Origin of the sequence: Anaerococcus porci (assembly GCF_034090325.1) — a bacterium.
In the GTDB taxonomy this organism is placed as follows: domain Bacteria; phylum Bacillota; class Clostridia; order Tissierellales; family Peptoniphilaceae; genus Anaerococcus; species Anaerococcus porci.
In genome coordinates, this window is record NZ_JAXDSU010000019.1 from 39,389 (window position 1) to 51,642 (window position 12,254).

Sequence of the window (12,254 nt, forward strand, 5' to 3'; positions counted from 1 at the left end):
AAGATGAAAAATTTACTTGAAATAAATAATCTTCATACCTACTTTGATACAAGACGTGGTCAAATCAAAGCGGTCAATGGAGTATCATGTACAATTGAAGAAGGAAAAACCCTAGGGCTAGTTGGAGAATCAGGTTCAGGAAAAAGTCAAACAGCTATGAGTATCCTACAATTATTTGAACCTAACCAAAAAATTTATGGTGGAGAGATAATATTTGAAGGTAAAAAAATCTCTGAATATAATAGAGCTCAAATGGAAAAGGTAAGGGGTAATGATATCTCTATGATTTTTCAAGAGCCTATGAGTTCTCTAAATCCTGTATTTACAGTAGAAAAACAAATCTCAGAAGTTTTGATTCTTCATAAGAATATGAATAAAAAACAAGCTGCTAAGAGAGTTGAGGAATTGCTTGCTCAAGTTAAGATTCCAAATCCTAATGTAGTCGCTAAACAATATCCATTTGAACTATCAGGTGGTATGAACCAAAGAGTTATGATTGCAATGGCCCTTGCTTGTGAACCTAAACTTTTAATAGCAGATGAACCTACTACAGCCCTTGACGTAACTATCCAAGCTCAAATTCTAAAGTTAATGAATGAGCTTAAGGAAAGGCAAAATACATCTATTCTTTTTATAACCCACGATCTTGGGGTAATAAACCAAATGGCTGATGAAGTTGCTGTAATGTATTGTGGTCAAATAGTAGAACAATCACCAGTTGATTATATCTTTAAGCATGATATAACAGACTATAACCACCCATACACAGTAGCCTTACTAAATTCAATTCCTGCTATAACAAGCGATAGGAATGAAAGACTTGATATAATACCAGGTTCTGTTCCTCACCCACTTAACCTTCCAAAAGGCTGCAAGTTTGCAGACAGGTGTAAGTATGCAACAGAAAAGTGTAGAAAAGATATGCCAGAGCTTGTAAAAGTAAGTGAAAACCAAAAAATCAGATGTTTCTACCCTAATAGGAAGGAGAGGGAAAATGGAAAAATCCAATAATAAAAAGGTCTTATTTAAAATAAGAAATCTTAAAAAATATTTCCCTATCAAGAAAAAATCAATCTTTTCTAGGGGAGCTAACCAATATGTACATGCCAATGAGTCAATCTCTATAGATATTCACCAAGGAGAAACTTTTGGTTTAGTTGGTGAAAGTGGTTGTGGTAAGTCAACCTTTGGTAGAACCATCCTTCAAATATATGAACAAACAGAAGGAACAACCCTTTACTATGGAACAACTTTAGATGAACTTGCTCCAGAATATATGGGAAAAGATATTAAGGATATAGCAAAGAAATTTCCTGAATATGAAAAGGAAGTAGAAAAGCTTAATTCTATCTACAGTGAGATAGAAAAAACAGAAGATGAGGAGAAAAAGGCTGAACTTAACGAGTCAGCTATGTTTCAAAGAAGGCATATCCAAGAAAATTATGAGAATATGTTAAGAATAGCTGGAGGTCTTTTAGCTGATGATGATTTAAGTGAAGTTAGTTCAATCTTAGATCAATACTATCAAAAGATAAAAGAAAGATCTAAAATAATACTTGAAATCAAAAAAATAAAAGAAAAAGATGAAGTAAGAATAAGGGATAAGAAAGAATTAAAAAATACCTTAATTAATGACCCTAAATATAAGGAACTTTTGAGCAGGAAAGAAAAGCTTGATAAGGAAGTTTCAGAAAAAAAAGCTAATATTGATTATAAAAAAGAAGAGCTTAAAGCTAAGGATTCTTTTGAAAAGCTGGAAAGTTTTGTAGATGATGGAATAGATTTATCAAGGCTTACAAGTGAAGAGATGAGAGAGCTTAGAAAAGATCTTCAAATAATTTTCCAAGATCCATATGGTTCTCTTGATACAAAGATGACAGTAGGAAATATAATTGGAGAAGGTGTACTTGGTCACGGACTTTTCAAAAATAGGAAAGAGGAAGGCTATAACGAATACATCCAAGATGTAATGGGAAAATGTGGACTTGCTCCATACTTTATTCATAGGTATCCTCATCAATTCTCTGGTGGTCAAAGACAAAGAATAGGTATAGCAAGAGCCCTTGCCCTAAATCCATCTTTCATAGTATGTGATGAGGCGGTATCAGCCCTTGATGTTTCTATCCAATCACAAATTATCAACCTACTTCAAGATTTAAAAACAGACTTAAATCTAACCTATCTTTTTATAACCCACGATTTATCAGTTGTAAAATATATATCTGATAGAATTGGAGTAATGTATTTGGGGGTTATGGTAGAATTATCAGACTCTGATAAGATTTTTGCAAATCCTCAACACCCATATACTAAGGCTTTACTACAAGCTATTCCAAGAACAGATGTCGATAAGGGACAAGAACTTCAAACTATAGAAGGTGACATTCCTTCAGCGGTAAATCCTCCAAAAGGATGTAGGTTCCATACAAGATGTAAGTATTGTATGGACATATGCAAACAATTTGAACCTGAACTTAAGGAAGTAGAAGAAGGTCATTTTGTAGCTTGTCACTTAATGGATGTCTCTGAAGAAACTAAAATTAAAGCTTTTGAAGAAAATGAAGAAAAAAGGTTGAAAAAAGAAAGAGAATTGGCTAAGGAAGCTAATCTATGAAAAAACCTATAGATCCTTTTAAAAATAAAACAAAGGAAGAAATCTATGAAAAAGAAGAACTTTTAGAAAAAGATAATCTGGAAAAACATGATAAACTCGCTATGTTTTTAGCTGCTATGAAGGTATTTGGACCTCCTGTTTTGATAATATTGGCAATTTTTGCAAGCCTTATATTCTTATTTTAGTTTTAAATTATTCCTTAGAGGGTAATTATATAAGGAAGCTAAAAAAAGAAAGGATATAAAATGAGTAAATTTGACTTATATTTTAAACCAGAATGTCCATATTGCTTAAAAGTTTTAAATTTTATGCATGAAAATAAAATTACCGACTTCACATCATACAATGTAAAGGATGGAAGAAGTGGTGAAGAAAATACTAAAGAATTAGTAGAATTGGGCGGAAAAGATCAAATCCCATTTATGGTATTTGGTGATGTAAAAATGTATGAATCAGATGATATAATAGAATATCTAAAAGAAAATTACTAGAATGCAATACAAAGTACCGACCTTGGGTCGGTATTTTTTTGTTAAGTTTTTATAAAATAAATCTTATCCGGGTATAAAAATAAGGGTGATAATATGAGAAATTTAAAATATAGGGATAATAAAATATATGAAGCTGATAGGATAATCTACAAGCTAAAAAAATCAGCAAAAAGCTATGAAGTTCTCTATAATAGTGGGAAACTTGTAGCTAGATTTAAGGTAAAGAAGATATTTAGTCTAAAGGATATTAGAGAGGCTGTAATAGGAAATATAAGGATAAGAAAAGAGAAAAAAGCTCCTATAGAAGATGCTAAAATATTAAATAGAAATTTTATAAATCTTTATCCAAATTCGGGACTAATTTCACTCTTAAAGGAAGAAGAACTTTTAGGCTCTTATAATTTTTCGAAAGATGAGATTGAAGTTTTTGATGATGAAGGACTTCTTATAACTATATTTTTTGCCCTAAAAGTAATAAGTTAAAAGCTCTTGTAAATATTATTTTTGCAAGAGCTTAATTTTTACATATAAATATATCCATTTTCATCAGGTGTTTTTGTAAGAGCTATTATAAATTCAAAAAAAGATATTATAGTTGGAATTCCAGTACATATAAATATAAGATATATAATTCCCTTACCAAATTTTCTGGAATAAAACTTATGGGCTCCGAATCCTCCCAAAAACAAGGCCAAAATAGCATATATCCACTTATTAACAGGATATTTACCATAAGGAATATTCTTATTTTCTTGGTTTATATATATGTTTGTAACACTAGATTTATCCAAGTCATTTCTATAATATTCTTTTTCATCTACAGTCTTATAAGATTCATATTCTGATTTTTCTTTTGCTTTTCTTATGTAGTTATGGTTTCCATCATTGAAAACTTTAACCTTGTCTCCAATATTTGGAACAAAGTTAACATCATCAAGATCAATTCTTATTACAGAACCATCTTCAAGTCCAACTACAACTTTATCTGCTTCAATTTTTATTATTTCTCCCATATTAACTCCAATCTTTTTCTAAATTATATCATTATTTTTTTAAAATATAAAAAAATTCTAATTTATACTAAAGTTGCCCTATAGTTATTAGGATTTTAAAATTATTTATCATAATATATTAATAAGAATGGGAATATGTTAAGTGAAAAAATTAAAAATAAAAGAGCTAAGGCTTACCCAAGAATATATTACAGAAAAATTATACATATAAAGGCAGGCTGTATCAAAGTGGGAAAAGGGATTATCTGAACTATCTATGGAGAATCTAGTTAAATTAAGTGAAATATTCAATGTAGATATAGAATATTTTAAAAATGAAAGCGAAGATAAAGAAGAAAAGCCTATCCTTGCTAGTTTTTTTAGCTATATCTTTTATAATTTTAACCCTATATTTTGGAATTTCTGTATTTGCCTTCTCGCAGGCTATAAAAGACTTGTGAGAAAAGCTAGATGACTTAGACTATACTTTGTTTTCAAAATTTATCTTACCTTTAGTATTCATCTTAAGTCCTCTTATTGTTTTATATAATATAATTAAGAAATAAAAATTAAAAAAAGGGCTATTGCAGAATGAATTAATCGTTCCAAAATCATTACAAGATTTTCCAGACAATTTGGATTTTCTTAGCCTGTAGGCTATTTCAAATTATCTATTAGTAATTTGTAATGATAGAAGATTAGAAATTCATAATTTTGCAACAAACCCTTTTAAATTATTTATTTTCTAATGAGGTAGTTAAAGGCTGAAAGTGCTGCAGTCGCTCCAGATCCTGATGCTATTACTATTTGCTTATATACTGAATCAGTGCAATCTCCTGCTGCAAAGACACCTTCTATATTTGTAGAAGCATCTTTTTTAACTTCTATCTCACCTCTATCTGTAAGCTTTACAAGACCATCTAGCCATTCTGTATTTGGTATTTGTCCTATTTGTAAGAATACTCCAGAAAGTTTTTCTTCGTGTACTTCTCCTGTTACGCGATCAGTGTATTTTAAGCCTGTAAGCTTATTGTCACCTATGAATTCTGTTGTTTGTGCATTGGTTATAACTTTGACATTTTGAAGGGATTCTAATTTTTCTTGTAGTATTTTGTCTGCCTTAAGTTCTGGCAAAAATTCATATACTGTAACAGTATTAGCAAGTCCTGCAAGGTCGATTGCAGCTTCTATTCCTGAATTTCCGCCACCAATTACGCCAACATCTTTGCCCTTAAATAAGGGACCATCACAGTGGGTACAAAAAGCTATACCCTTAGTCTTAAACTTATCTTCTCCTGGAACATTTAAGAGTCTCCATCTTGTTCCAGTTGCAAGGATTAAAGATTTGCTATTAATCTTTGAGCCTTCATCAAGCTCTATTATTATTTCTTTATCTTCCTTGCTAAAGCTTTGAGCTTTTACTCCCTCAATTATATCTACACCAAGATTTTTAACTTGTTCTTTTAAAAGAGCCATGTATTTTGGTCCTTCTGTAGATATAAGTCCTGGTATATTTTCAATTGTAAGAGTTTCATTAACTTGTCCACCAAATTCATCTGCAACTATACCAACCTTAAGTCCCTTACGAGCTCCATAGATTGCAGCAGTTCCACTTGCAGGACCTCCTCCAACTATTAAGATATCGTAGTTTTTAAAATTAGATAAATCCCTTTTAGCCTTTCCTGCAACAAGGTCTAGTAGGTTAGATAAAGTTTTCTTACCACCATCAACAAATTCTTTATCCTTAAAGATTGCAGGAACTGCCATAACATCTCTTTTTTCAGCTATATCTTGGAATACTGATCCTTCAATCATTGTGTGGTTTACATTTTTATTTAAAACAGCCATTATGTTAAAGGATTGAACAACTTCAGGGCAGTTGTGACATGTTAGAGAAACAATGGTTTCGTAGTTTTCATTTGTATCTATAGATTCGATTCTTTTTTTATCCTCATCACTTATTTTTGGAGCTATACCTCCAACTTGTAAAAGAGCAAGGACAAAGGATTCAAATTCGTGTCCTAAAGGAATTCCTGCAAAGACTATTTTACCATGGTCAAAGTCACCTTGAAGCCTGAAAGAAGGTTTATATTCTAAGTCTTCTTCTGTTACTTTGATTTTATCAGATAGACTTTCAACATCCCTTATAAAAGATTCTAGTTTTTTTGATTTTTCATCATCTTTTAAAGAAAGTCCAATGTTTACATTGGACTTAAGCATCTTAAGGTAGGCCTTAAGTTGTTCTTTTAGCTTTTGATCTAACATTAGATTTTTCCTACAAGGTCAAGTCCTGGTGTTAGAGTATCATCATCTTCTGAATTCCATTTTGCAGGGCATACTTGGTCTGGGTGTTGTCTTACATATTTTCCAGCCTTTACCTTGTAAATGTTGTTTTCAGCTTTTCTTCCGATTCCATCAGCATTGATTTCTAAAGCTTGAATTACATTGTCTGGGTCTATTATGAGAGTTGCTCTTTGAGCCTTTCCATCTTCAGACAAGATATCTAGTGCCTTTGTTAGTTCTTTATTTGAATCACCAATCATTGTGTATTCAAGTTTGCCTATAGCATCACTTTCTTCATGCCAAGCTTTGTGTACAAAGTGAGTGTCAACACTTACTGAATAAACTTCAGCACCTAATCCTTTAAGTTCATCATACTTTTCTTGTAAATCTTCAAGTTCTGTAGGACATACAAAAGTAAAGTCAGCTGGATAGAACATTAAAACTTTCCATTCACCTTCTAGGTCTTTATCACTTACTGTGATAAACTCATCTGTCTTTGGATTATAAGCATCCAATTCAAATTCTGGTAATCTTTTTCCGATTAATGACATAATATCCTCCATAAAAAATTATTTATTATTTTTCTATTTCATTCTTACTTACAAGATAATTATACTCATTCTAAAATTAAAATCAATATTAAAAATAAAAAAATAAAAATAAGACCAAAAGAAATAAAAAAAATTAATTTCTTTTGGTCTTAAATAAGATTAAAGATAAAAAGCCACTTATAGTATGTATTTAAGTGGCTCTTTGATGGGCGAAATCTTTATAGATTTCTATGAGTTAAACAGTAAAAGTTTATTTAATAAACTTTCTATTTTATTATAACACCCAATTCTTAATCGGTAAAGATATTTAAATAATTAAGATATAGATATTGGGTATAATTTATATTGAGGTGAATTATGAATATACTACTAGCTTTAGATTCTATAAAAGATTTTGAAAACTCAATAGAGATAGCCAATTATTTTAAAGACGAGTTAGAAAAATATGAAAAGACTAACCATGTTGAAATCCTTCCCTTTCTAGATGGAGGAAGAGGGACTGTAGAGATTATGAAAGAAGTTATAGGAGGAGATTTCTCTTATGTGAATGTACATAATCCACAAAATGAGGCTTCAACTGCAAGATATGTAATTAAAAACAATTTTTGTGTAATGGAGATGGCAGAAGCTTGTGGTCTTAGGCTCCTAGATAAGGATACGCTTGATATAATGAAGTCATCTTCCATAGGATTAGGGGAGATGATAGTAGATGGTTTTAATAATGGATGTGAAAAGTTCTTTATAGGAGTAGGAGATACTGCAACAAATGATATGGGCATGGGTATGCTTTATGCTTTAGGTGTTAGATTTTATGATAAGAACTTAAATTCTCTTACCCCTATTGCAAAAAACATGATAAAGGTTAATTCAATAGATATGTCAGGTCTTGATAAGAGAATATTTAATGTGGATATTGAGCTTGCCACAAGCCAACCTCTTACTCTTTTTGAAAAAAATTCCTTTTTAGAAAAAAGACCTATAAGAAAGGGAGCTAGTAAGGAAGAGATAGAAAAATTAGAAGTAGCATGTAAGCACTTTTCAAAAAAAGTATCAGAAGCACTAGGTGTTGGTCATATAGATTTTCCATATCTTGGAGCAGGTGGCGGGGTATGCTGGGCTCTTTATATCTTCTTTAGAGCACAAATTTCTAATTCAATGGAGCTTATTTTATCTCTTGTAGACTTCAAAGAGGAAGTGAAAGATCAAGATATAATGATTCTTACTGAAAATGTAGATGAATTTAATGGAGAAAATTCTATAAATCTTGCTAAATTTGCTAAAAGATACAATAAAGATATAAGGGTTATATTTTTACAAGATGTAGATTATCAAAGGATAGAAAAAAACAATATAATTGATCAGATTTATGAATTTTCTATTGATGAAAATATAAATAGAGAAGACTATGATAAAGAAATAAGAAAAATAGCAAGAAGTCTAATAGAAGATAGCTTTGCTATTTTTTAAGCTCTTTATATCTATGGTATAATTAAAGGAAAGAGAGATATGAGTAAAGGAAAAATGACAAGAATACTAATGGGAATAAATATCCTAGTCTTTATTTTGATGACTGTAAGTGGAGGAAGTGAAAATATATCAAATCTGGTGAGGTTTCAGGCTATGAATAAGATATATGTCTTTCAAGGGCAGTGGTGGCGAATGTTTTGTGCAATCTTTATCCATATAGGAATTTTTCATCTTTTGATGAATATGTATTTTTTAAATTCCATAGGTGGAGTTTTTGAATCTCTTTATGGATCAAGAAATTTTCTTATCATATACATTCTAACGGGTCTTATGGGTAATCTTTTAACCTATGCTTTTGGAGAGTTGAACACAGTATCAGCCGGAGCCTCTACTTCTCTTTATGGACTTATAGGTCTTGGGCTAGGCATTATGTTAAACTATAAGGATAATGATATCCTTATGCAATTTGGAAGAAGTTTTCTTCCTATAATAGTAATAAATATAATTTATTCATTTATGATGCCAGGGATTGGAATTACAGGACATTTGGGTGGACTTTTGGGAGGATTTATCCTAGCAGGAGCTTTTCCAATTATGAATATGGATATTTCATCTACAACAAGAATTATCAGCTTAGTTGCCTTTGTAGCTATAGCCATTGGATTTGTTTATATAGGAAATAGGTCTGTAATGGGAGCCTTATGAGAAAACATACTATACTTTTATGTCTTCTTAGCTTATATTTTCTTTTTACATCTTGTCAAAAACCAAGTGAAAGTTCTTTAAAAAATGGTGATAAAGAAACTATAAAGGAAAAAGTTAATATAAAATATGTAGGAAAAGAAAAAACTTTTGAAAATACAAATAAGAAGAAAAGCTTCGAACAAAAGTATGGAAAAGGGAGAAAATCCCCTTCTATAAATCTTGATGAGGCTGTGGGTAATCTTGTATCTGCAAAGATAGCTAATATAGATTTAGGCCTTTCCCTTCTTCCTTCTACAGAAAATTCTGGTAGTTATTCTATATTTGTAAACTATGAAGATAAGAATAACAATCTAGGCTTAGATGAAGAGAAAATTGAAATAGGACCAATTTTTGATGAAGATAAGTCCTATAGTCTCATTAGTTTTTATAAGATGACATCTCCTAGTGGGGATATTTTAATTATAAGTCAGGTCCAAATATCTGATGATTTTCAATATTCAAAGTATTCTATATACAATAAGTATTTAAATATGATGGACTATGCTTACTTTTACAATTCAAATCAAAATATATACCCTACATCTATAAGAAGTGATGCTATCTTAGATGAGGCCGAGGATATAGAAGATGGAGATATAAATATTGCTACGAAGATGAGAGTAAAAGAAGAAGATAAGTACCTTAAAGATTTATTTAAGACCTATAATATAGAAAATATAAGTAAAAAAGCAAATATTGAAAATAGTGAGATGGTAATAGCAAACTTCACTAAGGAAAGTGATAAGATTATTAAAATTTTAAGTATAGAAAAATTAAAAAATGGAAAATTTGCCATTAAGTAAAGGAGCAAAATATGAATAGAAATGAAATAGATAAGTCCCTAAAGTGGGATACAGAAAAAATATATAAAAGCGATGATGACTTTTATAAGGAAGTAGAAGAAGTAAAAAATCTTTTAAAAGAAGTTAAGACATATAAAGGAAGGATATTAGAGTCAGCTGATTCTTTATACAAGTTTTTAAAGGATTCTGAAAAACTTGAAAGAAAATTCTCGAAACTTGGTGTCTACGCATCCTTAAAGTCAGATGAGGATACAAGAGTATCTAAATATCAAGAGATGGAAAAAATTGCAACAAATCTTTATGGAGATTTGGTAAAAAATTTATCTTTTGTAAATCCTGAAATATTATCAGATGATTACGAGAAGGTAAAATCTTTTATAAACCAAAAAGATGAACTTAAAATATATGCTCATTACTTTGAAGATTTATTTAGAAACAAAGACCACACTCTAGGAGAAAATGAAGAGAAAATAATAGCATCATTTTCAAAACTTACACAAAACCCACAAAACACTTATATGATATTTTCAAATGCAGATTTAAAATTTCCAAGTGTCAAAAAAGGCGATAAAGAAGTAAAAATTACAGATGCAAACTTCACAAACCTACAAGTAGATTCTAACCGTAAATTTAGAAGAGATGTTTACGAAACCTACTATAAGACATATAAGCAATTTGAAAATACAGTTGCATCTCTTTTAGATGGCGAGATGACTGCAAATAACACCATAGCAGCTCTTAAAAACTTTAAGTCTGCAAGAGAAATGAGTCTATTTAGAAATAATATAAATGAAAGCGTATATGATAATCTAATAGAAGTAATCCATGACAATATAGAAATTCACAGAGACTATACAAGCCTTAGAAAAAAAGTTTTAGGACTTAGTGATTTAGGCTTTCATGATATATATCTTCCCTTAGTAGAAGATTATGAAAAAAAATATACATTTGATGAGGCTAAGGAATTAATCCTTAAGGCTCTTGCTCCACTAGGCGAAGAATATATTAAAAAGGCAAGAGAAGGATTTGATGATAGATGGTTTGACGTATTAGAAAATGATGGAAAAAGATCAGGAGGATACTCATCAGGATCCTATGATACAGAACCATACATCCTATTAAACTATAACGAATCTCTAGATTCACTATTTACAACAGCACATGAATTAGGTCACTCCATGCACTCCTACTACACAAGAAGTAGCCAACCTTATATATATGGAGAATATTCAATATTTTTGGCAGAAATAGCATCAACAACAAATGAGCTACTTCTACTAAACTATATGATAGATAAGGCAGAAAATGATAAAGAAAAAACTTATTTATTAAATCACTATGTAAATAGCTTTAAGTCTACAGTATTTAGGCAAACTATGTTTGCTGAATTTGAACATATTGCAAACAAACTTGTAGAGGAGGGAAAACCTGTAACAAGTGAGAAACTAAACCAAATTTATCATGATCTAAATGTAGATTATTTTGGAGAAGATATAGAAGTAGATGAATATATATCAACAGAGTGGGCAAGAATACCACACTTTTATATGTTCTACTATGTATTCCAATACGCAACAGGTTTCTCATCAGCAGTAACCCTATCAGATAAAATACTAAATGGAGAAAAAGAAGATATAGAAAAATACCTTAACTTTCTAAAAGCAGGAAAGAGTAAGTATCCATTAGAAGTATTAAAAGATGCTGGAGTAGATATGACCAAGAAAGATTCACTACAAAAAGCTATGGATGTGTGCAAAGAAAAGTTAGAAGAGTTAAAAAAAGCCTTAAATAAATAAAATATTTAAAAAATTTGGAATAAAAGACAAAGAAGACCTAATTTTTATTGTAAAATAGGTCTTCTTTTCTTTTTTTAAAAAAACTTCAGAAAAAAATTGACAAAAGATAATAACCATAGTATTATATAAAGGTACTGTAAATGACTGAGCAAGATAATAAAAAATAAAAAAACTTGACAAAGTAAAATGTGCAGTATATAATATATACAATATCATATCAGAAAAGATATCTTAAAACTAAGTGTTTTTTAGAAAAAAATAAAAAAATACTTGACAAGATAAAATGAAGATGGTATTATATAATAGTCGTTACAAGATAGCGACATTGAACCTCAAAAAAATATATATAGATAACTACAAAAAAGTAAAGTGAATTACTTTGAGTAAACCAAACAAAAAATGACAGAAGTCAAGATCGAACTTTAAATGAGAGTTTGATCCTGGCTCAGGATAAACGCTGGCGGCGTGCATAACACATGCAAGTCGAACGATGAAACGATTAAGAGTTCTTCG

Annotated in this window: 13 protein-coding genes and 1 rRNA gene; 11 read left to right on the top strand and 3 right to left on the bottom strand. The window is 30.3% G+C overall.

The genetic code is table 11. From position 1 onward, the window contains the following. Positions 1-3: 3 nt before the first annotated feature. The 5 genes from SOR60_RS02465 to SOR60_RS02485 all read left to right on the top strand — a co-directional run bounded on the left by SOR60_RS02465 (position 4) and on the right by SOR60_RS02485 (position 3,588). Positions 4-1,011, top strand: coding sequence for an ABC transporter ATP-binding protein (locus SOR60_RS02465; protein WP_154539889.1), 1,008 nt, complete (start codon positions 4-6; stop codon positions 1,009-1,011). Beyond that, positions 995-2,614, top strand: a complete 1,620-nt coding sequence (locus SOR60_RS02470) for an ABC transporter ATP-binding protein (RefSeq protein ID WP_154539891.1) — start codon at positions 995-997, stop codon at positions 2,612-2,614. The genes SOR60_RS02465 and SOR60_RS02470 overlap by 17 nt, the downstream gene beginning before the upstream one ends. Continuing rightward, positions 2,611-2,799: a hypothetical protein gene (locus SOR60_RS02475; RefSeq protein WP_154539893.1), complete on the top strand. Its 189-nt coding sequence runs from the start codon at positions 2,611-2,613 to the stop codon at positions 2,797-2,799. Before SOR60_RS02470 ends, SOR60_RS02475 begins: the two co-directional genes overlap by 4 nt. Before the next feature lie 60 nt (positions 2,800-2,859). After that, on the top strand, positions 2,860-3,105 hold the full coding sequence (locus SOR60_RS02480) for a glutathione S-transferase N-terminal domain-containing protein (protein WP_154539895.1): 246 nt from the start codon (positions 2,860-2,862) through the stop codon (positions 3,103-3,105). A gap of 93 nt (positions 3,106-3,198) precedes the next feature. After that, complete coding sequence (locus SOR60_RS02485; RefSeq protein WP_154539897.1) at positions 3,199-3,588, top strand: hypothetical protein; 390 nt, start codon at positions 3,199-3,201, stop codon at positions 3,586-3,588. 38 nt (positions 3,589-3,626) lie between these two features. Here the strand turns inward: SOR60_RS02485 and SOR60_RS02490 are convergent, their stop codons facing one another. Next, positions 3,627-4,118, bottom strand: coding sequence for a TM2 domain-containing protein (locus SOR60_RS02490; RefSeq protein WP_154539899.1), 492 nt, complete (start codon positions 4,116-4,118; stop codon positions 3,627-3,629). Between the two features lie 256 nt (positions 4,119-4,374). Between SOR60_RS02490 and SOR60_RS02495 the strand changes: the two genes are divergently transcribed. Further along, the gene (locus SOR60_RS02495; RefSeq protein ID WP_235942761.1) at positions 4,375-4,572 is read left to right on the top strand and encodes a hypothetical protein; all 198 of its coding nucleotides are present in this window, start codon (positions 4,375-4,377) and stop codon (positions 4,570-4,572) included. 263 nt (positions 4,573-4,835) lie between these two features. On the opposite strand, the gene ahpF is transcribed toward SOR60_RS02495, so the two are convergent. Continuing rightward, a complete protein-coding gene (gene ahpF, locus SOR60_RS02500; RefSeq protein WP_154539901.1) occupies positions 4,836-6,362 on the bottom strand; it encodes an alkyl hydroperoxide reductase subunit F in 1,527 nt (508 codons plus the stop codon). Then, a complete protein-coding gene (gene ahpC / locus SOR60_RS02505) occupies positions 6,362-6,931 on the bottom strand; it encodes an alkyl hydroperoxide reductase subunit C (protein ID WP_154539903.1) in 570 nt (189 codons plus the stop codon). The genes ahpF and ahpC overlap by 1 nt, the downstream gene beginning before the upstream one ends. 357 nt (positions 6,932-7,288) lie before the next feature. On the opposite strand from ahpC, the gene SOR60_RS02510 reads away from it, so the two are divergent. The 5 genes from SOR60_RS02510 to SOR60_RS02530 form a co-directional block, all read left to right on the top strand. Continuing rightward, on the top strand, positions 7,289-8,398 hold the full coding sequence (locus tag SOR60_RS02510; protein ID WP_154539905.1) for a glycerate kinase family protein: 1,110 nt from the start codon (positions 7,289-7,291) through the stop codon (positions 8,396-8,398). A 39-nt stretch (positions 8,399-8,437) separates the two neighbouring features. Then, positions 8,438-9,103, top strand: coding sequence for a rhomboid family intramembrane serine protease (locus SOR60_RS02515; RefSeq protein ID WP_154539907.1), 666 nt, complete (start codon positions 8,438-8,440; stop codon positions 9,101-9,103). Beyond that, complete coding sequence (locus SOR60_RS02520; protein ID WP_176269644.1) at positions 9,100-9,945, top strand: hypothetical protein; 846 nt, start codon at positions 9,100-9,102, stop codon at positions 9,943-9,945. The genes SOR60_RS02515 and SOR60_RS02520 overlap by 4 nt, the downstream gene beginning before the upstream one ends. A gap of 11 nt (positions 9,946-9,956) precedes the next feature. After that, entirely contained in the window at positions 9,957-11,741 is a 1,785-nt protein-coding gene (gene pepF, locus SOR60_RS02525; protein ID WP_154539911.1) for an oligoendopeptidase F, read from the top strand. Between the two features lie 422 nt (positions 11,742-12,163). Continuing rightward, positions 12,164-12,254: ribosomal RNA gene (locus tag SOR60_RS02530) — 16S ribosomal RNA — on the top strand; the annotation flags it as partial.

Bases quoted from the DNA above. Each gene is read 5' to 3' on its own strand.
- SOR60_RS02480 (WP_154539895.1), top strand. From the start codon at position 2,860: ATGAGTAAATTTGACTTATATTTTAAACCAGAATGTCCATATTGCTTA.
- SOR60_RS02485 (WP_154539897.1), top strand. From the start codon at position 3,199: ATGAGAAATTTAAAATATAGGGATAATAAAATATATGAAGCTGATAGG.
- SOR60_RS02520 (WP_176269644.1), top strand. From the start codon at position 9,100: ATGAGAAAACATACTATACTTTTATGTCTTCTTAGCTTATATTTTCTT.
- SOR60_RS02475 (WP_154539893.1), top strand. From the start codon at position 2,611: ATGAAAAAACCTATAGATCCTTTTAAAAATAAAACAAAGGAAGAAATC.
- ahpF (WP_154539901.1), bottom strand. From the start codon at position 6,362: ATGTTAGATCAAAAGCTAAAAGAACAACTTAAGGCCTACCTTAAGATG.
- SOR60_RS02465 (WP_154539889.1), top strand. From the start codon at position 4: ATGAAAAATTTACTTGAAATAAATAATCTTCATACCTACTTTGATACA.
- SOR60_RS02495 (WP_235942761.1), top strand. From the start codon at position 4,375: ATGGAGAATCTAGTTAAATTAAGTGAAATATTCAATGTAGATATAGAA.
- SOR60_RS02470 (WP_154539891.1), top strand. From the start codon at position 995: ATGGAAAAATCCAATAATAAAAAGGTCTTATTTAAAATAAGAAATCTT.
- SOR60_RS02490 (WP_154539899.1), bottom strand. From the start codon at position 4,118: ATGGGAGAAATAATAAAAATTGAAGCAGATAAAGTTGTAGTTGGACTT.
- ahpC (WP_154539903.1), bottom strand. From the start codon at position 6,931: ATGTCATTAATCGGAAAAAGATTACCAGAATTTGAATTGGATGCTTAT.
- SOR60_RS02515 (WP_154539907.1), top strand. From the start codon at position 8,438: ATGAGTAAAGGAAAAATGACAAGAATACTAATGGGAATAAATATCCTA.
- SOR60_RS02510 (WP_154539905.1), top strand. From the start codon at position 7,289: ATGAATATACTACTAGCTTTAGATTCTATAAAAGATTTTGAAAACTCA.
- pepF (WP_154539911.1), top strand. From the start codon at position 9,957: ATGAATAGAAATGAAATAGATAAGTCCCTAAAGTGGGATACAGAAAAA.